This is a genomic window from Ruegeria sp. CDSC002, from assembly GCF_059610905.1.
Genome location: NZ_JBXWOM010000011.1, coordinates 84113 through 105170, shown reverse-complemented (window position 1 = coordinate 105170; position 21058 = coordinate 84113). Strand labels below are relative to the sequence as shown.

The 21058-nt window shown below is 58.0% G+C and carries 23 protein-coding genes; 9 read left to right on the top strand and 14 right to left on the bottom strand.

Annotated features, from left to right (window positions below; all coding sequences use genetic code 11):
• Positions 1-66: 66 nt before the first annotated feature.
• The 8 genes from AC2FJE_RS18905 to AC2FJE_RS18870 form a co-directional block, all read right to left on the bottom strand.
• A complete protein-coding gene (locus AC2FJE_RS18905) occupies positions 67-1299 on the bottom strand; it encodes a mandelate racemase/muconate lactonizing enzyme family protein (RefSeq protein ID WP_282170729.1) in 1233 nt (410 codons plus the stop codon).
• A 24-nt stretch (positions 1300-1323) separates the two neighbouring features.
• On the bottom strand, positions 1324-2418 hold the full coding sequence (locus AC2FJE_RS18900) for a Zn-dependent alcohol dehydrogenase (protein WP_496699721.1): 1095 nt from the start codon (positions 2416-2418) through the stop codon (positions 1324-1326).
• Between the two features lie 81 nt (positions 2419-2499).
• Entirely contained in the window at positions 2500-3699 is a 1200-nt protein-coding gene (locus AC2FJE_RS18895; RefSeq protein WP_058273145.1) for a TCR/Tet family MFS transporter, read from the bottom strand.
• A 67-nt stretch (positions 3700-3766) separates the two neighbouring features.
• Positions 3767-4495 (bottom strand): alpha/beta fold hydrolase, encoded by a 729-nt coding sequence (locus AC2FJE_RS18890; RefSeq protein WP_496757640.1) that lies wholly within the window; start codon positions 4493-4495, stop codon positions 3767-3769.
• A gap of 12 nt (positions 4496-4507) precedes the next feature.
• Positions 4508-5296, bottom strand: coding sequence for a 3-oxoadipate enol-lactonase (pcaD, locus tag AC2FJE_RS18885; protein WP_496757636.1), 789 nt, complete (start codon positions 5294-5296; stop codon positions 4508-4510).
• Positions 5297-5355: 59 nt separating this feature from the next.
• On the bottom strand, positions 5356-6330 hold the full coding sequence (locus AC2FJE_RS18880; protein WP_496757634.1) for a threonine ammonia-lyase: 975 nt from the start codon (positions 6328-6330) through the stop codon (positions 5356-5358).
• The gene (locus tag AC2FJE_RS18875; protein ID WP_496757632.1) at positions 6327-7154 is read right to left on the bottom strand and encodes an alpha/beta fold hydrolase; all 828 of its coding nucleotides are present in this window, start codon (positions 7152-7154) and stop codon (positions 6327-6329) included. The genes AC2FJE_RS18880 and AC2FJE_RS18875 overlap by 4 nt, the downstream gene beginning before the upstream one ends.
• A complete protein-coding gene (locus AC2FJE_RS18870; RefSeq protein ID WP_496757627.1) occupies positions 7154-7840 on the bottom strand; it encodes a haloacid dehalogenase type II in 687 nt (228 codons plus the stop codon). The genes AC2FJE_RS18875 and AC2FJE_RS18870 overlap by 1 nt, the downstream gene beginning before the upstream one ends.
• A gap of 128 nt (positions 7841-7968) precedes the next feature.
• Here AC2FJE_RS18870 and AC2FJE_RS18865 point away from each other — a divergent pair, with 128 nt between their 5' ends.
• The gene (locus AC2FJE_RS18865) at positions 7969-8397 is read left to right on the top strand and encodes an FKBP-type peptidyl-prolyl cis-trans isomerase (RefSeq protein WP_058273150.1); all 429 of its coding nucleotides are present in this window, start codon (positions 7969-7971) and stop codon (positions 8395-8397) included.
• Between the two features lie 18 nt (positions 8398-8415).
• On the opposite strand, the gene AC2FJE_RS18860 is transcribed toward AC2FJE_RS18865, so the two are convergent.
• The 4 genes from AC2FJE_RS18860 to fabA are packed head-to-tail and all read right to left on the bottom strand — an operon-like array spanning position 8416 to position 11231.
• Positions 8416-8604: a hypothetical protein gene (locus AC2FJE_RS18860; protein ID WP_058273151.1), complete on the bottom strand. Its 189-nt coding sequence runs from the start codon at positions 8602-8604 to the stop codon at positions 8416-8418.
• A gap of 59 nt (positions 8605-8663) precedes the next feature.
• Positions 8664-9455, bottom strand: coding sequence for an enoyl-ACP reductase FabI (locus tag AC2FJE_RS18855; protein ID WP_108860946.1), 792 nt, complete (start codon positions 9453-9455; stop codon positions 8664-8666).
• A gap of 5 nt (positions 9456-9460) precedes the next feature.
• Entirely contained in the window at positions 9461-10690 is a 1230-nt protein-coding gene (gene fabB / locus AC2FJE_RS18850) for a beta-ketoacyl-ACP synthase I (protein WP_282170737.1), read from the bottom strand.
• Positions 10691-10721: 31 nt separating this feature from the next.
• Positions 10722-11231 (bottom strand): bifunctional 3-hydroxydecanoyl-ACP dehydratase/trans-2-decenoyl-ACP isomerase, encoded by a 510-nt coding sequence (fabA, locus tag AC2FJE_RS18845; RefSeq protein WP_058279458.1) that lies wholly within the window; start codon positions 11229-11231, stop codon positions 10722-10724.
• Between the two features lie 188 nt (positions 11232-11419).
• Here fabA and irrA point away from each other — a divergent pair, with 188 nt between their 5' ends.
• Entirely contained in the window at positions 11420-11836 is a 417-nt protein-coding gene (irrA, locus tag AC2FJE_RS18840; RefSeq protein WP_058273233.1) for an iron response transcriptional regulator IrrA, read from the top strand.
• A 1-nt stretch (position 11837) separates the two neighbouring features.
• Here irrA and AC2FJE_RS18835 read toward each other — a convergent pair whose 3' ends face one another.
• Entirely contained in the window at positions 11838-12728 is an 891-nt protein-coding gene (locus AC2FJE_RS18835; RefSeq protein WP_282170738.1) for a LysR family transcriptional regulator, read from the bottom strand.
• 86 nt (positions 12729-12814) lie between these two features.
• Between AC2FJE_RS18835 and AC2FJE_RS18830 the strand changes: the two genes are divergently transcribed.
• A complete protein-coding gene (locus AC2FJE_RS18830) occupies positions 12815-13612 on the top strand; it encodes a phytanoyl-CoA dioxygenase family protein (protein WP_282170739.1) in 798 nt (265 codons plus the stop codon).
• A 29-nt stretch (positions 13613-13641) separates the two neighbouring features.
• Here the strand turns inward: AC2FJE_RS18830 and AC2FJE_RS18825 are convergent, their stop codons facing one another.
• On the bottom strand, positions 13642-14505 hold the full coding sequence (locus AC2FJE_RS18825) for a hypothetical protein (protein ID WP_496761291.1): 864 nt from the start codon (positions 14503-14505) through the stop codon (positions 13642-13644).
• Positions 14506-14625: 120 nt separating this feature from the next.
• On the opposite strand from AC2FJE_RS18825, the gene miaB reads away from it, so the two are divergent.
• From miaB to lnt, 6 genes are all read left to right on the top strand, one after another.
• Entirely contained in the window at positions 14626-15945 is a 1320-nt protein-coding gene (gene miaB, locus AC2FJE_RS18820) for a tRNA (N6-isopentenyl adenosine(37)-C2)-methylthiotransferase MiaB (RefSeq protein WP_496757620.1), read from the top strand.
• A 193-nt stretch (positions 15946-16138) separates the two neighbouring features.
• Entirely contained in the window at positions 16139-16894 is a 756-nt protein-coding gene (locus AC2FJE_RS18815; RefSeq protein WP_496761290.1) for an outer membrane protein, read from the top strand.
• 154 nt (positions 16895-17048) lie between these two features.
• Positions 17049-18071: a PhoH family protein gene (locus tag AC2FJE_RS18810; protein ID WP_496757615.1), complete on the top strand. Its 1023-nt coding sequence runs from the start codon at positions 17049-17051 to the stop codon at positions 18069-18071.
• A 39-nt stretch (positions 18072-18110) separates the two neighbouring features.
• The gene (ybeY, locus tag AC2FJE_RS18805) at positions 18111-18605 is read left to right on the top strand and encodes an rRNA maturation RNase YbeY (RefSeq protein ID WP_496757610.1); all 495 of its coding nucleotides are present in this window, start codon (positions 18111-18113) and stop codon (positions 18603-18605) included.
• Positions 18606-18641: 36 nt separating this feature from the next.
• Positions 18642-19529 (top strand): hemolysin family protein, encoded by an 888-nt coding sequence (locus AC2FJE_RS18800; RefSeq protein ID WP_108860955.1) that lies wholly within the window; start codon positions 18642-18644, stop codon positions 19527-19529.
• Complete coding sequence (gene lnt / locus AC2FJE_RS18795) at positions 19526-21022, top strand: apolipoprotein N-acyltransferase (protein ID WP_496757607.1); 1497 nt, start codon at positions 19526-19528, stop codon at positions 21020-21022. Before AC2FJE_RS18800 ends, lnt begins: the two co-directional genes overlap by 4 nt.
• The last annotated feature ends 36 nt before the right edge of the window (positions 21023-21058 follow it).

Genomic DNA, 21058 nt, shown 5'->3' with positions numbered 1-21058 from the left:
AGTGTCACGCGTGGCCTGTTTAACACCTATGGGTTGGGTCAATGTGCCCCAAGACCTATTGGGTTGTCACCCCTCGGTTGCAGGGGCACCACCTTGAAAGGCGTTTCCGTTCACGTAATCACAGGGCTCTTCCTGCATCTGCAGATGCAGGCCATCACCGTTAAAAGGGTGCGCCCGTGCAAGGTCTTCGTTCACCTCGATGCCAAGGCCCGGTGCGGTCGGCGCGGGGACAAATCCGGCCTCAACCTGCAATGAGCCGTTGATGAGTTGATCGTGAAACGGCGTGTCTATGGTCTCAAGCAGCAGCAGGTTGGGGATGGACGCGGCCAGATGGATATTCGCGGCCCATTCAATCGGACCGGCGTATAGGTGTGGGGCCATCTGGGCGTTGAAGACTTCGGCGATGGCCGCGACTTTCTTCATCTCCCAAATTCCGCCGGCACGCCCCAGCGCGGGTTGCAGGATCTCCGCCGCCCCAGCCCGCAAAACGGCAGAGAATTCGGCCTTGGTCGTCATGCGTTCACCGGTTGCGACCGGGATCCGAACGTTCCGCGCGACACGAGCCATATCTTCAATCATGTCCGGAGGTGTCGGTTCTTCGAACCAAAGCGGTGAATAGGGTTCAAGCGCCTGACCCAACCGGATTGCGCCCGCGGTGTTGAATTGCCCGTGGGTGCCGAACAGCAGATCGGCTTTGTCGCCCACGGCCTCTCGGATTGCTTTGCAGAACGCAACAGACATCGAGATATCGGACATCGCAGGCATGTGCCCGCCCCGAACAGTGTAAGGCCCGGCGGGGTCGAACTTGACGGCTGTGAACCCGCGCCGGACCATTTCGGCGGCACATTCGCCCGCTTGTTCAGGCGACGTCCAGAAATCGTTCAGATTATGTTGGGGCAGGGGATACAGATAGGTGTAGGCCCTTATGCGTTCGTTCACCAATCCGCCCAGCAAGGCGTAGACCGGGCGATCGCGATCTTTGCCCAGAATATCCCAACACGCGATTTCCAATCCGGAAAAAGCCCCCATGACCGTCAGATCGGGGCGCTGTGTAAACCCGCTGGAGTATGCTCGGCGGAACATCAGCTCGATGTTTTCGGGGTTCTCGCCCTGCATGTGCCGTTCGAACACGTCCCGAATGACATGGCGCATCGCCTCGGGGCCAACCGAGGATGCATAGCATTCCCCCCAGCCCGTGATCCCAGTATCGGTCGTGACTTTGACCAGTATCCAATATCGCCCGCCCCATCCGGGCGCAGGAGGGGCGGTGACAATGATATCGAGGTCTTGCAGCTTCATCAGGTGGTCTCCTGCCCTGCCGGGTTAATCCCTGTCGAAAACGATCACGTTACGCTTGGCGGATCCGGTTTTGGTGTCCTCGATCGCTTCGTTGATCTGCGACAGCGACCACCGGCCCGAAATCAGCTCATCCAGTTTCAGGCGTCCCTGATCATAAAGGTCGATCATCCACGGAATATCCCGCTGGATGACAACATCGCCCATTTTTGATCCGATCAAACCCTGACCCAGCGCGGCCAGAACTACCGGCTCGTAGCTTGCCATATCCCCGGAGTGCGGCATCCCGATCATTACCGCCTTACCACCCGGACCCAAATAACGAGGGGCCTGATCGTAGGCAGGAATCGCGCCGACGGTGATCAAAACGGCATCTGCACCGCGACCCCCAAGCGCCTTGTAGGCGGCCTTCCAGGGGGCTTTCTGATCGGCCAAAACGCCGTGAGTCGCGCCGAATTCCTTGGCAATGGCTAGCTTCTCTTCGGTCATGTCCACGGCCACAATGCGGCGTGCACCGGCGATGCGGGCGCCCTGAATTGCGTTCAGCCCGACACCTCCGGCGCCGATCACCACCACATCCTGTCCGGGCCGCAACCCGGCGGCGTTGACGGCGGCGCCGACGCCCGTGATCACTCCGCAGGACAGCAGGCTGGCGACGTCTTTGGGCATCGACTGTGGTATTTTGACAATTTGCCGGTGGCTGACCACAACCTTTTCTGCAAATGCTCCGCAGGCCATTGCCTGCTCCAGTGGTCCGCCATCTGCTGTGCGCAACGGCCCGTTGACCTTATCATAAGGCGTTTCGCAGACAGTTGGTTTCCCCCCCGCGCAAGAGGGGCACGAGCCACATGCCCGGATCAGGGTAACGACAACCGGGTCCCCAACCTGAAACACACCTGCCGAGTCGCCGACCGCAGTGATAATGCCCGCAGCTTCGTGCCCGTAGACGGCAGGAAGATGCCCGCCCCACGCACCACCGGCAAATGAAATGTCCGAATGGCAAATTGCCACCGCATCCAGTGTCACCTCGACCTCATCTGACTTGGGCGGCGCGATCTGAATATCTTCGATGACCAGAGGTTCACCGAACGCCCGGCAAACGGCGGCTTTGATGGTTTGCATGCTGTCCCTCTCTCGCTTTGCGCTACGGTGGCGCGCTTATGGGGACGCTGCAAGGCGGAATCCGTCAAAGGGATGTCGTAGTTATGCCATGACCCCACGTGAACGGGAAAACACAAGAAGACAGATCACCATCATGACGAATGCCAAGAGGAATGGTGCGCCTGGCAAGTAGATCGCCGCGTCGGGCTTGATGAACTGAGCGAACACGCTGGTCATGAGCAACGGTGCGATGACCATCGACAAAGCGTGCAAGGATGTCAGTACACCCTGCAGTTCACCCTGTTGCGAGTCGGGCGTCTTGCGCGACATCAGGGCCTGCAGGGCAGGGGTCACAACTGCTCCGATGGCGGTGATCGGGATCAGCATCAAGGCAATGATCCCATTGGTCAGGAAGGCCAGAAGAAAAAAGCTAAACAGCTCGAACCCCATGCCGTAGATGATTGTGACGCGTTCCCCCAAATACTTGGTTGCGGGACGGATCAGGCCGCCCTGAACGGCCGCCATGCCGATCCCGTAGACGCCTAGTGACAGGCCGATCATTTGTGGTGACCAGCCGAACCGTTCGGTTGTGAAATACGCCCAAATTGCCGGGTAGACATAGATCGATATTGAGTACAGGAGATAGACCCACAGCATCGGCCGGATCCCGGGCAACGCGGCAATCGCGCGCAACGAGTTCACTGGGTTTGCCCGCCTCAGGCTGAAGGCCCGGCGCGTCTTGTCGGTGACCGTCTCGGGCATGACACATACACCGATGACGAAGGCCAGTGCAGACAAGCCCGCCGCAGCCCAAAATGGTGCACGTGTGCCATATTCGCTCAGCAGCCCACCTAGTACCGGGCCAAAGACAAACCCGACGCCAAATGCTGCGCCCAATAGACCAAAGTTTGCAGCCTTTTCGTGGGGTTTCGACACATCCGCCATGAAGGCCGCCGCCGTTGCATGCGTGGCAGCCGTAATGCCTCCGACGATGCGTCCGGCCAACAGCAACCAGATGCTGCCCGCAAGCGCCATGACAACATAGTCCAGTGACATGACGAACAGCGAGACCAGCAATACCACCCGTCGCCCGTAAGCATCCGAAAGGTTACCCAGAACCGGTCCGAACACAAATTGCATGGCGGCAAACGCGGTGCTGAGGATGCCACCCCAGATCGCAGCTGTCGCCAATGTGCCGCCCTGAACTTCGACGATCAGTTCCGGCATGATAGGCAGGACAAGGCCGATGCCCATGGCGTCGATCATGACCGTGAGAAGGACGAAGAAAAAGGGAAGACGCATTTGAACCGCAAGGATGATAATTTGGGCGGACCTTATCCGCAGACGATGCGGGTTGAAAGGGATGTGCTCAGACTTGTGACCCTGGCAGGTCTTTTGCGATTTTGTCCAACAAATTAGCGAGTTTTTGGGGTTGCGCAAAAAACGGGGAATGCGACGTGGCAATCGTATGCCGCATAGCTTCGGGTGTTTTATGGCTCATCTGTTCCTGGTATTCAGTCGGAATTGTCCGGTCCTTGGTTGTCCGAATATAAGCCTTAGGAACCCGGTCGAATTTGTCGCTCAGGGACAGGGGGGTGTCCTGTGGTGCGATGGCTTGAGGGCACAAGCGCGCAAACGCGTACGGCACCGTTTTGGGTGGGCAGTCATGATAGAACAGATCGTGCATTTTGTCCGGCTTAAACATGTACGACTGACCGTCGGTTGATTTTTCGACGGCATCATGGATTGTCTGCCGGGGTGCGCGTCTGCGCATTTCTACCATCGACAGGCCATCTTGCGGGACGTAGGCGGCAAGGTAGACAAGGGCGCGCATGGCCTCCGGCGCGGCTTCGGCCGCGGCACTGATCGGGTAGCCACCCCAGGAATGACCGACAATGATTGTATTGCGCGAGGTCGCATCCAAAATCGTGTCCCGACAGCTGTCCAACGTCACATCGGCAACAGGCGTCGGATCCGATCCGTGGCTGGGCAGGTCAATGGCGCGTACCTCGTGCCCCAGCGCTTCCAACGCCGGGATAAGGTCGCGCCAACACCAGGCACCGTGGCAGGACCCATGGACTAATAGAAGATCGGCCAAACCAAGGCTCCTTCAAACATGTCCGATTTCGGTCAGAAAGCTGTGCAGCAATGCCGCGTATTCTGCCGGCTGTTCCACACAAGGCAAGTGCCCAGCGCGTCGCATCAGCTCGAACCGAGAGCCGGGGATCAAGTCAACGGTTTCCCGCACAAGATCCGGTGGGGTCGATCCGTCCTCGCTGCCGGCGATGCCAAGGGTCGGCAGGCGTAGGCCACTGGTGGGGGTGTAGAAGTCTGTGCCAGAGATTGCCGCGCAGCAGCCCAGATAGCCATCCACTGGCTGGCGCACCATCATGTTGCGCCAAAGCAGATGCTCGGGCGATGCGCGGAATGCCTTGGAAAACCAGCGCTCCATGGTTGCATCAGCCAGGGCCTCGATCCCGCCCTTTTGTACCGCGTCCATGCGGTCCTGCCAGATCGAAGGGATGCCGATCTTGGCTGCGGTGTTGGACAGCACCAAGGCGCGGACCTGATCCAGACGTTTGACGGCCAGCCCTTGTCCGATCAGTCCGCCGATCGACAGGCCGACAAACACGCAATCGCGCACCTTCAGGAAATCAAGCAGACCTTCCGTATCGCGCACGAGGGCACCCATCGAATAAGGTGCCGGGGGTTGAGAGGACAGGCCGTGCCCGCGCTTGTCAAATCGGATGATACGCAGCCCGGCAGGCAGGTGCAGCAGCAAATCGTCCCACAGCCGCAGGTCGGTTCCCAATGAATTGGCAAACACAATCGGCGCGCCGTCTGGATCACCATCGATCCGATAGTGGATTTGCACGTTTCCAATGTCTGCAATTTGCACGACTCAATCCCCTGGCGTCATACGCACGATAGTAAGGTTGCCTCAGCCCAAACGGCTTGTCAGGTCAGGTATTCCAGCGCTTTTCCAAAGACTTCGGGGTCGGCGTTGCCGCCCGATGCCACAACGATCACTGCATCGCCTTCGATTTCGTCCGCGCGATACAGGGCCGAGGCCAGCGACACCGCTCCGCCTGGTTCCAGCACGATCTTGAGGCGCAAAAACGCATGCGCCATGGCGCGCAGCGCGTCTTCCTCGGACACCGACTGGCCCGGACCGCACAGCCTTTTCAGAATCGGAAAGGTGATCTGGCCCGGTTCCGGCGTCAGGATCGCATCGCAAATGTTGCCCGATGCAGCGTTGTTGCTTTGAATATGCCCTGTTGCCAAAGACCGTTTGACGTCGTCGAACCCCTGGGGCTCGCACGGGCGGGCTCGCAGCCCCGGCGCGTGGCCTTCCAGCGCCAGCGCAATGCCCGAGGTCAACCCGCCGCCGCCGCAGCACACCAGAACATCCGCCTTCTCGATACCCAAATCGGCCGTCTGCCGCGCCAGTTCCAGCCCGACGGTGCCTTGACCTGCGATGACCTGAGGTTCGTCGTAAGGCCGGATCAGGGTCAGACTGCGTTGGGACGCCAGTGCCTCGCCAATTTCTTCGCGGCTTTCGTTCGCGCGGTCATACAGAACGACCTCTCCCCCCAGCGCGCGGGTGTTGTTGATCTTTAGCTGCGGTGCGTCAGAGGGCATGACAATGACCGATGAAATCCCATGCTGAGCTGCAGCAAAGGCCACGCCCTGCGCGTGATTGCCCGAAGAATAGGCAATCACGCCGCGTTGTCGTTGCGCGTCGCTGAGCGCCGAAATGGCCGACCAAGCGCCGCGAAACTTGAAGCTGCCGGTGTGTTGCAGGCACTCGGGTTTCACCAGCACGCGGCGGCCCGCGATTTCGTCCAGAAACGGCGAGGTTAGAATCGGTGTCTCGCGAACATGCCCCCTGATGCGCTCGGCGGCGGCCTCGATCATTTCAAGTGTGCTCATGCGGTGACCAGTACCTTGCGAATGAGTTCTACCGACTGTGGTTCATCCAGAAACGGGGGATGACCACGGTCGGGTATTTCTGCCGATATAAGATCAGGGTGGCGGTTGTGCATTTCAGTCAGCGTGTCTTTGCCCAAAATATCCGAATTTGCGCCGCGAATGACGCCGGTTCGAATGCTCTGCAGTGCTTCAAACAGGCGCCACAGATCAGGGGCGGGCCCTGCAGCGGCCTGTTCCAGAAGCGCTGTACGCAGCGCAGGATCATAGCTGAGGGTCAGACCATCAGGCGTTTCGTCGAATTGGACTTCCGCCTGCTGCCGCCAACGCGCTAGTGACACGCCGGGAAATTGGGGCCCCAAGACGTGCTGCAACGCCTGAGCCGCCAAATCATGTGTTTTGGAAACGGGCTGCTTGCCGACAAATTCCATGATCTTGGCGATACCCGATGGTTCCAGCACCGGGCCGACATCGTTCAGGACAACACCCAACAGCCGTTCGTGATGGCTGGCGGCAAGCGCCATGGCAATCAGTCCCCCACGCGAGGTGCCTATGACATTCACACGGTCCAAACCAAGATGGTCCAGCAACTCGATCGCGTCTTGAGATTCGCGAAGGACGTTGTAGTTCATGAAGTCCGGGTCATGGTCCGAGCGTCCGCGACCACGGTAATCCATCGCAATTACCCGCATGTCGCCCAGATGCGGCGTGAGGAACGAAAAATCCTTGCTGTTGCGGGTTAACCCGGCAAGGCAAAGTACAGGCGGACCAGATCCAGAGTCCTCAAAGTAAAGACGTCTGTCATCAGAAGTTGTGAAAAAAGCCATTAAAGCCCAGCGAGTTGCGGAATAGTCGTCAGGTCGGACAGTACATGCGCAGGCTTCCATGGCAAGCGGTCCATCGGTTCCCCGGCACGATTGACCCAGGCGGTGACAAAGCCGTACCCGCTTGCCCCGGCCGCGTCCCAGCCATTCGAGCTGACGAACAGCACCTCGTTCCGGGCACAGCAGAACCGTTCCTGCACAAGGTCATAGACCCGCGAATCCGGCTTGAAGACTCCGACGCTTTCCACGGACAACACGTCGTCCAAAACGTCCCCGATACCCGCTGACTGAACCGCGCCATCCAGCATCGGTGGCGAACCATTTGACAAGATCGCTGTTTGCAACTCACCCGCTTTTAATGCGCGCAGCATTTCTGGAACTTCGGGATAGGCCTGCAATTCCCAGTACAGATCCAGAAGCCGTTGCCGCAGTGTTGCGTCGCCGTCCAAGCCGGTCGCCTCGAGCGCCCAGTCGAGGCCATCCTGCGTGACATCCCAGAAATCCGCGTGTGCGTCTGTGACTGCGCGCAGCCAGGTGTATTGCAGCTGTTTCAGGCGCCAATGATTGGCGAGTTCGGGCCATTTCAGTTGCAGTTTCTCAAAGCCCGGTTCCCCGGCTGCTTGCCGTGCGGCGGCGGCCACATCAAACAGCGTTCCATACGCATCGAAAATGCAGGTTGTGATTGGCATCCGGTCCCCTCCTGATCGTTCGGCGCAGGTTTGCACAACAATAACGGGCATGAAAGAGGGTGGGGTTTACAATGTCGTGTTACCTCCTAGGCTTGGCCGCTAAACCCCAAAAGAGGCCGGAGACCAATATGACCGAAATCAAACAAGGCGACACGGTTCGCATCCATTACACAGGAACGCTGTTGGACGGAAACGTCTTTGACAGTTCCGAAGGACGTGACCCGCTGGAATTCGTCGTTGGTACGGGCCAGATTATCCCGGGTTTGGATTCGGCGATGCCGGGTTTGAACATTGGCGACAAAAAGCGGGTCGAGATCGCCTGCGTGGACGCCTATGGCCCGATCAACCCCGCGGCGCGCCAGCAAATCCCGCGCGAAGGCATTCCGGACGATATTCCGCTGGATCCCGGCACCCAATTGCAGATGCAAACGCCGGACGGACAGGCCGTTCCGGTAACGGTGGTAGAGGTCGATGAAGCAACCGTCACGCTGGATGCCAACCATCCATTGGCCGGCCAGGATCTGATATTTGATATCGAGGTCGTTTCGATCAACTGATCTAGGAAACGAGTCGGATCAGCCTGTTATGAGGCTGATCCAGGCTTTGACGGTTTCCCGCATCTGCGGCTGTGTGAAAAACACAAACAACAATAGGGTGGTCAGGGCCAATAACGCGACAATGCCACGCGTGCCCAGAAATCCGGATCTGCGGCGCGACCGGATGCTGCGAGTGTTGCTGGAAAGGATATGTTCGGCTTTGCTCATGCCGCTATCCCTGCCCGTGAAAGATGGTGAAATCTTGGCACCGGCAGGGAAAGATCGGGTCACATGTGATCGGGTTGCGGCATGCCCAGAACGTGGAAGCCGCCATCGACGCGGATGATCTCACCCGACGTGCATGCTCCCGCATCTGAAGTGAGGTAAACGGCCGTGCCGCCAACAGCCTCGAGTGTTGCGTTCGAGCGCATGGGCGCGTTCTGATCGCAGAATTTGTAAGTCTTGCGGGCACCGCCGATTGCAGCGCCTGCCAGCGTCTTCATTGGGCCGGGCGAGATCGCATTGACGCGAATGCCTTCCGGGCCCAGATCGTTGGCCAGATAGCGGGTCGCCGATTCCAGCGCGGCCTTGGCCACACCCATGACGTTATAGTTCGGAACAACCTTGTTCGATCCCTGATACGTCAGCGTCAGCAGTGTGCCGCCATTCTCTTGCATCAGCGGATAGGCGCGGCGCGCGACCTCGATGAAGGAATACGCCGACACGTCCAACGAGTGCTTGAAGTTGGCACGCGTGGTGTTCAGAAAACGTCCCGTCAGTTCGGATTTATCCGAATAGGCGATCGCATGAACCACGAAGTCAATGGTGGGCCAGCGCGCGCCAAGCTCTTCGAATGCGCGATCCAGCGAGGCGTCATCCGTGACGTCCGCGTCCACCATGAAATCACTGCCCAGGCTTTGCGCCAACGGTTCAAGACGCTTTCCGAAGGCTTCGCCCTGATAGGTGAATGCCAGTTCAGCACCGGCCTCATGCATGGCTTTGGCAATGCCCCACGCGATCGAGCGGTCATTGGCCACGCCCATGATCAGGCCGCGTTTACCTTTTAGAAGATCCGACATTACATTCACCCGTTATACTTCGACAGAATCATGGAGCCGTTGGTGCCGCCAAAGCCGAAGCTGTTGGTCATCACACTGTCCAATCCTGCGTTTTCAACTACTTGAGTTGCAATTTCACCGGGCAAGATGCCTTCGGCAAGCGTGTCGACATTGATCGACGGCGTAATAAAATCATTTTCCAGCATCAGCAGGCAGAAGATCGCCTCAAGCGCGCCTGCGGCGCCCTGTGCGTGTCCGGTCATCGACTTGGTCGATGAAATCGGGGGCACATTGCCTTCGCCAAAGATGCGGCGCACAGCTTCAACTTCGCCTACATCTCCGACCGGGGTCGAGGTGCCGTGGGCGTTGATATAGCCGACTTTGCGCCCTTCGGGCATGGTCGACAGAGCCAGACGCATCGCGCGCTCGCCACCTTCACCGGACGGAGCCACCATGTCGTGGCCATCAGACGTGGCCGCATACCCGGTCACTTCGGCATAAATCTTTGCGCCGCGGGCCAACGCGTGTTCCAGATCCTCTAGAACGACGATCCCGCCACCGCCCGAGATGACGAATCCATCACGGTCCTGGTCAAACGCACGCGAGGCTTTGTCCGGCGTGTCATTGTATTTCGACGACATCGCGCCCATCGCGTCGAACAGGCAGGACAGTGTCCAGTCCAGCTCTTCTCCACCGCCAGCGAACATCACGTCCTGTTTGCCGAGCATGATCTGTTCGGCTGCGTTGCCGATGCAATGCAGCGAGGTCGAGCAAGCCGAGGTGATCGAGTAGTTGATACCCTTGATCTTGAACGCGGTCGCAAGGTTGGCCGAGATCGTCGAACACATGCATTTTGGCACGGCGAACGGGCCGATACGCTTAGTCGCACCAGTTTTCAGGACTGTCTGATGCGCTGTCAGCATCGCGCTGGTTGACGGACCGCCGGAACCGGCCACCAAACCGGTGCGCGGGTTCACGACCTGGTCTTCGGTCAGGCCCGCGTCGGCGATTGCCTGGTTCATGGCGATATGTGCGTATGCTGCACCGGGACCCATGAAGCGAAGGGTACGCTTGTCTACATGCTCAGCCGGATCAATCTTGAGCGTTCCGGCGATTTGGCTGCGAAAGCCGTGTTCGACCATCTGCTCGTTGGCCTCGATGCCGGACTTTCCGGCCTTGAGAGAGGCCATTACTTCCTGGGCATTGTTCCCGATGGAGGACACAACCCCCAAACCGGTGACAACTACTCGACGCATGTGCGTGCTCCTTATTTCGGGCCGGTCAGGCTCAGGCTTCGGACAGAACGACTTTCATGTCTTTGACATCGTAAATCATTTCACCGTCCGCTTCGACGATACCATCCGCCACACCCATGGTCAGACGGCGGGTCTGGATCGCTTTTTTGAAGTCGATCTTGTAGGTCAGCATCTTGCGGTCGGGGCGGACCATGCCGGTCAGCTTGACCTCGCCGACACCTACGGCCATGCCGCGTCCCTGCCAGCCACGCCAGCCCAGGTTGAAACCGGTCAGCTGCCACAGGCCATCCAGCCCCAGACAGCCGGGCATGATCGGGTTGCCGGGGAAGTGGCAATCAAAGAACCACAGGTCAGGGGTGATGTCGAATTCAGCCAGAATATGGCCTTTGCCATGCGCGCCACCATCGGCCGAGATGTCGGTGATCCGATCCATCATCAGCATCGGAGGTGCAGGCAATTGCGCATTGCCCGGGCCGAATAATTCGCCACGGGCGCATTTCAGCAGATCGTCCTTGTCAAAGCTGCTCGGGAATTGGGCCATTCTGCCGCCTCTCCTGCCAGGGGTCCGTTCGTTATATCTGGCCTCGTCTAGCACCCGTATGCAAGGTCCTGCAAGAGCAGCACGTCACATCCTGTTGTGCAGACGGCATTCTTTGCGAATGAATTTCATTTGAAATTACCCGAACACAGCACCTATATATGGTTCAGCAACAATTGGGTTTCGGATTGATGACACCTCAGAGCCAGAACAGAGCTACAGATTGGTTGGTTGACGCGGGGCTGCGCCCAACGCGCCAGCGTGTCGCTTTGGCCGAGCTTTTAGTCGGCGATGGACGCCATCGGCACGTCACTGCCGAAAGCCTGTTTGAGGCGGCCAAAAAGAATGGGGACGCGGTATCTCTGGCAACGGTCTACAACACGCTGCGCGCGTTTTGTGATGCCGGAGTTCTGCAGGAGATTACGGTTGATGGTTCGAAAAGCTATTTCGATACCAATACCCACGATCATCCGCACTTTTTCTGGGAAGACGAAAGCCGCCTGAGCGATGCGCCGTCGGATCAATTGGTGATTCAACGCCTGCCCGAAGCGCCCGAGGGCGTTGAGATCGCGTCGGTCGATGTGGTGATCCGTCTGCGGAAAAAATAACTCAGGCCAAAAACTCCATCAGAATCTGTTCCGCCTGCGCGATGTGTGGCTCTGTAGGGCCGGTGCCATGACGGGCCAGAACCACAGGTTCCGCAGCGATGTCATCCAGGATTCGATGGCTGACCAAGGGCATTCCGTCATAGCTGACGTCCGAGGGCGGGGTGGCATAGCTGATCGCAACCCCCTCGTGATGAGCGGCAAGACTGCGCTGGATTTCCAGTGTTGCCGCCCGGTGTGCCACTGAAGGTCGCAATCCGATCTGCCGAAACAGCCCAAGCACGTGCTGTGATGAGAGGCCTTCGTTTGACAGGATCAGCGGATGGGCGGCCAGCTCGCTCAGCGAAACAGACGGCGCGCGTACCAATGGGTGGTCCGGGGCCATGATGGCGTTTGGTCTGCTTGGGAAAAGGGTCTGCTGTTGAAATTCGGCATCCATGCTCAGGCCGTAAGTCAGCGCCAAATCTATGCGCCCGTCGATCAGGTCGGTTATTAGCTCTTCGAACCCGTCCACCTTGTACGAGACGGTCAAATCCGGCAGTGTCACGCGCAGCGGGCGCAGCGCCTTGGCCAGCAAAAAAGGGGCCAAATCCACGAAACACCCCAATCGCAACTGTGCCCTGGTTGCACTGACTTGATCCGCTTTCTCAAGCCGGGCCGCATTGGTCAGCAAGTTTTCCGCGTCTTCGATAAATCTGCGTCCTTGCGGGGTCAGCGCCAGCGCGGCCCCGCGTTTTCGCGAAAATAGCGGATGGCCAAGATGCGATTCGACGCGCGTCAGAGCGGTGGACAGCGCCGGTTGTGAGACATTCAGCTGTTGCGCCGCGGCAGACAAGCTGCCGAAGCGGCCGATAGCACAGACATATTCGTATTGGCGAAGTGAAACATATAACATGAAATTAAATCTACCTTAGAAAGATATTATTTGAACAGAGGGGTCATCCATGTGCAGATCGTCGTACCACCGGCACGGAGACAGACATGACGCACCCCTTGGTTACTCACGAAATGATCGGCACCTATCAACGGGACGGCGTGGTCCTGATCAAAGGGCTATTTGCCGATCACGTTGAGGCCCTGCGCGAAGGGGTGGCAGCGAATATGGCGGATCCCGGACCTTATGCATCCGAGAACAAGAAAAAAGGCCAGACGGGTCGGTTTTTCGACGATTATTGCAATTGGTCGCGCATTGAACAATTTCAGACGGTAATTCACGAATCCCCGGCGGCAGAAGTCGCAGCAGATTTGATGCAGTCGGATACAGTGCAGATGTTCCACGACCACGTTTTGGTCAAAGAGCCCGGAACCTCGATGGCGACGCCGTGGCATCAGGATGGGCCCTATTACTTTGTTGAAGGGCAGCAAACGATCAGCTTTTGGTCGCCGCTTGATCCGGTCACGCAAGCCACACTGCGCTGTGTGGCAGGCTCGCACCGGTGGGAGAAAGAGGTCTTGCCGACTCGCTGGGTGTCGGAAGATGGGTTCTTTCCCGACGAAGGCCAGTACATCCCGGCCCCGGACCCGGATGCCGAAGGGATGCGGGTTGTCGAGTTTGAGATGGATCCGGGCGACGCGGTTGCTTTCAACTATCGCACGCTTCACGGTGCGCGAGGAAATCAATCCGACAGCCGCCGCCGCGCGTTTTCACTGCGTCTGGTTGGTGACGATGCGCGATATGTCGAGCGGCCAGGCCGGACATCGCCGCCGTTTCCGGGGCATGACATGGTTCCGGGCCAGCGCTTGCGCGAGGATTGGTTTCCGATGTTGCTGCGGCGGTGATCAGACTCCGGATAGGTCATTGAGGCGGGTCAGAACCACTGGCCCGTTTCGATCAGCCCCAACTCAAGCAACTGATTTGACGACCATTCGAACGGAATCGAATTGCGCCAGCGGAATGTCGGAATGTCGAAAGTAGATCCTGCGTTGGTTTTCAAGGCTTTGGCAGCCCGGAACGAGCACACCGCAGCCGTTAGGTTGTGGTGCCACGGGCAGGAATACGTGTTGTATTCTTCGTCGTTGAACGTGTGATCCGGTCGCAATGACAATCCTTGCTTGGATTTGAATAGGGCGATCCGATCAATTCGGCGGCTTTGAGCGGGAACGTGTTCTTCGAACCGCCATCGCAAACCACCAGACATATCCAGCTGGCGCTCCTTCGGGTGCTTTATCGAATCCAGCCGCGCCTGGGCGAAATACCCGGTGCGATCCATCATCGCGTGTTCAGGTGCGACGCCGTTCGGGAATTCGTTCAGATCCTCGGCATAAAGATCGACAACATGGCTCAGCATCGAGTCGCGGCGTTCTTCGGTGTGAAACGCCAGCATTTCACCGATTGTGCGCGTCTCGCAAAAGGGAAAAAAGAGGTACTCGGCGTTGAAGCAGTAATACATCCACAAACTTGGCGCCGCCTGAATGATCCTGTTGATCGTCTCAAACACGACGGTGCGCGGGACGCAGCTGAGAGAGACGCGGTGAACTCGGTCCTCGAGCTCGGGGTCCAGCGCAAATTCCTGCGGCATGAAAACGATCAGGGACTTGAAGCCCAGATTCAGATGGTGACGGATAGTGCTATCAGTTTCGACGTCATCTTCGACAAAAACCAACGCGAGGGGTCCCTTTGCCAAAGCGGACTTGCCCGTTTGCAGGAAAGAGTCGAGAGATTCGTATTGCATTGCCTGTCCGCTGTCGCCTTGCTGGAGTTTCGGGTCAAAATCGGGTAATCGCGTCGCCATTGCAAGCGGCGTTCGTAGGGTATAGACGACGCCGATCCCGCGAATGCAAAGGCCGTTTTCATGTCAGAACCCAAAAAGCTGTACATCAAGACCTATGGTTGCCAGATGAACGTATACGACAGCGAGCGTATGGCGGAAACACTGGGCGGTCAGGGTTACGTGGAAACCAAAAGCCCCGATGATGCAGATATGATCCTGCTGAACACCTGCCATATTCGGGAAAAAGCTGCGGAAAAAATCTATTCCGAGCTTGGCCGGTTCAAAGGTTTGAAGACCGAAAAGCCCGACCTCAAGATCGGTGTTGCTGGATGTGTTGCACAGGCAGAAGGCAAAGAGATTATGCGCCGCCAGCCGATTGTTGACCTTGTTGTCGGTCCGCAAAGCTATCACCGCCTGCCCGAGATGGAGGCGAAGACGCGCACCGGTGCCAAGGCGCTGGACACGGAATTCCCCGAAGAAGACAAATTCGAAAAACTTAAAAACCGCCCCAAGGCAAAACGCGGACCGACCGCATTTCTGACGGTGCAGGAAGGCTGCGACAAGTTCTGTGCCTTCTGCGTAGTGCCGTATACGCGGGGGGCCGAAGTCAGCCGTGCCGCCGATCGTATCCTGCGCGAGGCGAACGATCTGGTCGAACGCGGGGTGCGCGAAATCACTCTGCTGGGGCAGAACGTCAACGCCTATCACGGCGCTGGTCCGAATGGTGACATGACGCTGGCCGGTCTGATCTGGGAGCTGAACAAGGTCGACGGGCTGGAGCGGATCCGGTTCACCACCTCACACCCCAACGACATGGCCGACGACCTGATCGAGGCGCACGGGACGTGCGACAAGCTGATGCCTTATCTGCATCTGCCGGTTCAGTCGGGTTCGGATCGCATCCTCAAGCGAATGAACCGCAGCCACACCGCCGAGAGCTATCTGCGCCTGATCGAGCGCATTCGCGCCGCGCGCCCGGATATCGTGATGTCCGGCGACTTCATCGTCGGCTTCCCTGAAGAGACCGAAGAGGATTTTCAGGCCACCATGGATTTGGTGGAAGAGGTCAAATACGGATATGCGTATTCGTTCAAATATTCGACCCGCCCCGGAACACCGGCGGCTGAGCGGTCTCAGGTTGATCCCAAGGCTGCGGATGACCGTCTGCAGCGGCTTCAGGGGTTGATTACCCGTCACCAGCGCGAGATTCAGGACGCGATGGTTGGTCGGGACGTGAAAGTTCTGTTTGAAAAACCGGGTCGTCTGCCAGGTCAGATGGTCGGAAAATCCGAGTATCTTCATTCGGTTCACGTATCTGACGCTGATGTTGCGGTGGGCGAATTGCGCGATGTCCGGATCATGTCATCGGGCGCAAATTCACTGGCGGGTGCGTTGCGCTAACGCGTCCGTTATTTGGATTTTGGAAACCATGCGGATTTGTTAATTCCAAATTTACCCTTGATTTATTACTCGGAATTATGTTCCGAGAAAAATCAGGTTGCTTAGGGGGCGAGTGTTTTGTGCCTTTGGGAAACCTCATCTCTTGCCGACGGGATGGGCAGGTCGGTGAATGGAAAGGGTACGAGTGAAGACTTTGAAACGTTTTTCTGGGCGGCTGTTGAGATCCGCCCTTACAACCGCGATCGCTGTTTCGGTGCTTCCCGGCGTGACCGCTGCAGGCAATCTGGATCAAGGTCTCTCTGACCCTCCTGTCGTCAACCCAAAACGGTTCGGCAGTGACGTCAGCGCCTTTTATCTGGGTGCTACGGGCGCGTACGCTTTCGGGGGCGACGATCGATTTGGGTTGACTGGACCCAGCGGAACCTCGGAAGTAGGCGACCTGGACCTGAGCGGTTCGTTGGGTGGCGTGCGTGCCGGGTGGCGCGGCGTTTTGCCTGCGCGCGGCGGGCGCGACTATGTTTACGGGTTTGAGCTTGGGTACGAGTTCGGCTCGCTTAGCGATGACGCCTCCAACCAGATCAACGGCCAGACGGTCACGGGCGGGTCCGAAATATCGGACGTGTTCTCGATTCGGCTGCGCAATGGCCTGACCAATAAAAGCGGTACAGTGTTGTATTTTGTGTCGGCTGGATATGTGAATGGCGACATCAACACAACAAGCAGACAGGCCGTCCAGGGGGGCTCTCAATTCTTCGAAAGTGGCGGCCGACGCAGCGGCTTTACCGCCAGCATCGGAGCCGAACATAACCTGACCGAACACTGGTCGATCACGGGTGAGTTCGAATACGTTCAGTTCAGCGCTGAAAACGTGGATTTCGGCAATGGAACCTCAACCAGATCGACACCAAAATATCGCGGTCTGAAGCTGGGTTTGAACTATCGGTTCTGACACGCCGACTAAAACAGCGGCGCCAACAGGTGCAGCGCACGGGCCGGGCGCATTGGCGGTTTTGCCATTTGGGCGGAAAAAATGAAACTGTGGCTTGCGCCCACCAAGACTTCCTGTCTACGCTCAAGGTGAAACGCCAAGACAGGAGAGCGGATTGGCCATCGGTGCCCTAAACCCACCGCAAGATGAAATGCCTCAGCGCGAAGCGTTTGTTGAGTTTCCAGACAACCGATTGTTAATAGACCTGTGCGGGGAATATGACCGCAATCTGACAGATATTGAGCAAAAGCTATCTATTCAAATTGTGCGCCGCGGGAATCAGTTGGCCGTTATGGGTGATGAAGACGCCCAGAAGCAGGCCATCGAGGTTCTGCAGGCGCTGTACACACGCCTGGAAGGCGGACGTGACGTAGAAGCGGCCGATGTGGACCGCGAGTTGCGGATGGGTGGCTCGGAGACGGGAACCGGCAGCCGCGACGGTGATCAGCTTGAGATGTTCAGAGGCGGCACGGTCGAAATCAAGACGCGCAAGAAACTGGTCGAGCCGCGCACGGATGCGCAAAAGGCTTATGTCCAGTCGCTGTTCCAGAACGAACTGGCCTTTGGAATTGGCCCTGCCGGTACAGGTAAGACCTATCTTGCCGTGGCCGCTGGCGTGTCGATGTTTATCGGAGGCCATGTAGATCGGATCATTCTCAGCCGCCCTGCAGTCGAAGCTGGCGAAAAGCTGGGCTATCTGCCCGGCGACATGAAAGACAAGGTCGATCCTTACATGCAGCCGCTGTACGACGCATTGAATGACTTTCTTCCCGGAAAGCAGTTGGCCAAACTGATTGAAGAAAAGCGAATCGAAATTGCGCCGCTGGCCTTCATGCGAGGACGTACGCTGGCGAATGCGTTTGTTGTGCTGGATGAAGCGCAGAATGCCACGACCATGCAGATGAAAATGTTCCTGACGCGTCTGGGTGAAGGTAGCCGAATGGTGATCACCGGTGACCGCTCGCAGGTTGACCTGCCGCGCGGTGTTCAGTCAGGGCTGGCCGATGCCGAGCGTTTGTTGAATACGATACCAAACATCAGCTTCAACTACTTCACGTCCAAGGATGTTGTGCGCCACCCGCTTGTGGCCGCCATTATCGAAGCGTATGAGGCCGACTCGGGCCGCGAGAAAGCATAGTCGTCCCGGTTGCGGCCACAGGGCTTTGGACACGGTGAGATGAACCTGGAAGTGACGATCGAAGATGCGCGCTGGCAACAGCTTGAACCGTTGGCTGTGCGCGCGATAAAGGCTGTTTTGGACTTTTGCGATCTGGACGCCGAGCTGTGCGAAGTCAGCCTGCTGGCCTGCGATGATGCGCGAATTGCTGATCTGAACGCGGAATTTAGGGAAAAGCCCACTCCGACCAATGTGCTGAGTTGGCCAGCCGAAGAGCTGACCGCTGACGAAGCGGGGCAGAGACCTGCCCGACCCGCGCCAGACTTTACGGGCGAAATCGCGCTAGGCGACATTGCGATTTCCTTTGATACTTGCGCACGCGAAGCGGCCGACGCCAACACAACTATGGACGATCACGTCACGCATCTGATCATTCACGGAGTGTTACACTTGCTGGGCTATGACCACATCCGTGACCCCGACGCCACTTTGATGGAAGAGGTCGAAGTCGAGATACTTGGCAAAATGGGTATAGATGACCCATATAGTATGTAATAGTGGCCGCATTGGCCGATCATTTGGAACAGGATTATGGGCGATACAGACGGCAGTTCTATGGCGGCGCAGAGCGCGCAACCGAAGGACAGCGGTGAAAATGCCAGCAAAAATGCTGGCTTCTTTTCTCGAATAGTGGACGCGTTCTCGCCGCAGAGCGACGAAGAGGTCAGCGCGACCAATGGACATGAGGTCGACATGGTTCAGCCTCGCGGCATGATCAATCTGCGGCGAATGCGGGTCGAAGATGTGGCTATTCCGACGGCGGAAATCGTGTCTGTGCCCTCGACAATCAGCAAGGATGAGCTGGCCCAGGTTTTCCGCGACAGCGGCCTGTCCCGGATCCCCGTCTACGAGGGAACGCTTGATACGCCTTTGGGGTTTGTGCACCTCAAGGATTTTGCGCTTACGCACGGATTTAATGGCACGGGTTCAGAGTTTGATCTGGTCTCGATGCTGCGCACTTTGCTGTTTGTGCCGCCGTCGATGCCTATTGGCGTGTTGTTGACGAAGATGCAGACCGAACGCCGCCATATGGCGCTGGTGATTGACGAATACGGCGGTGTTGATGGTCTGGTGTCGATCGAGGATCTGATCGAACAGGTGGTCGGTGAGATTGCGGATGAGCACGATGCCGATGAAGGCCAGCTTTGGATACAGGAAAAGCCCGGCTACTATGTCGTGCAAGCCCGCGTCCCCTTGGAGGAATTTGAGGCCGAGATAGGGCGTTCTCTGACAAGTCACGAGGACGTGGACGAGGAAGAAATCGACACCTTGGGCGGATTGGTCTTCATGCTGTCTGGTCGCGTCCCAGCACGGGGCGAGGTCGTGTTGCATCCCGAAGGTCCCGAGTTCGAGGTGATTGACGCCGACCCGCGCCGGATCAAACGTCTGCGTGTCATGTTGCCGGATCGCGTTGAATGAACCCTGCACAGGGCTGGCCGTTTTGGTTGCGGTTAATATCCGTAGCTCTGCTGGGCGCGATCGCGGCGTTTGGGCTTGCTCCGTTCGGCATTTGGCCGGCAACAGTGATCGCACTGATCCTGCTGTCGCCTCTGTTTCTTACGACTGAGACGCGGGCGAGGGCGGCGTGGTTGGGCTGGGCCTTCGCGACCGGGTATTTCGCACATGCGCTCAGTTGGATTGTCGAACCGTTCCTCGTTGATGTCCAGCGTCACGGATGGATGGCGCCTTTTGCCCTGACATTCATGGCAGGCGGCCTCGCTCTGTTTTGGGCGCTTGCCTTTTGGCTGGTGCGGCGTCCCGACAGCGATGGCGTATCACAGGCCGTGTTTCTGGCGATTTCAATCTCACTGCTGGAATTTGCCCGAGGGTATGTCCTGACGGGGTTTCCCTGGGCGGGGCTGGCGCAGGTCTGGGTGAATACACAGGTCGCGCAGCTATTGTCTCTGTTCGGGCCATATGGGCTGGGCGCGGTGACTTTGCTGGCGACTTTGCCGCTCGGGGCCGCGCTGTCGCGGCGCGATGGCTATGTGGTTCCGTCAGTCCTGACCGTTGGAACCGCGTGTTTCGCATTGATTTATGCCATGTCGCGCCCGGTTGTTACGGACACTGACAATGTTGTCCGCCTCATTCAACCAAATGCACCCCAGCATCAGAAATGGGATCCGGATTACGCCCCGCTGTTTTTTGCCCGACAACTAGAGTTTACGGCGGCGGCCCCGCGACCGGATTTGATTGTCTGGCCGGAAACCTCGGTTCCTGCATGGCTGGGCAGTGCGCAGCCTTATCTGACCGCAATCGCCGATGCCGCGCAGGGGACGCCCGTATTTCTGGGTATTCAGAGAGGGGACGGCCCGCGCATTTACAATTCGATGATCTATCTGGATGAAGATGGCCGGCAGCAGGGGCTTTATGACAAGCATCATCTGGCGCCCTTTGGCGAATATGTCCCATTTGGTGACATCTTGGCTCAGTTCGGAATTTACGGAATGGCTGCTACCACCGGCAATGGCTTTAGCTCCGGACCGGGTGCGGCACTGATGGACGCTGGCAAGCTGGGGAAGGCGTTACCCCTTATCTGCTATGAGGCGGTCTTTACGCAGGATGTCTTGTCTGCACCAGGTCGTGCCGATTTTCTGCTGCAGATCACCAATGACGCTTGGTTCGGAACGCGCTCGGGGCCGTATCAGCACCTGGCTCAGGCGCAAATGCGCGCCATCGAGCAAGGGTTGCCAATGATGCGGTCGGCAAATACCGGAGTGTCGGCGATGATTGACCCGCTGGGTCGGGTTACAGAAGCTTTGCCGTTGGGGCAGGCCGGTTTTGTCGATGCGACATTGCCCAGTGCGCTGGCTCCGACAGTGTACGCCCGGCTGGGTGATGCACCGGTCTTTGTCGCGCTGTTGGCGCTCTATGCGCTGCTTTCACGCAACGCCAGAAGACAACAACGGTAATTTTGGATTGACGCTGTGTTTCATGGTGCGTATCCC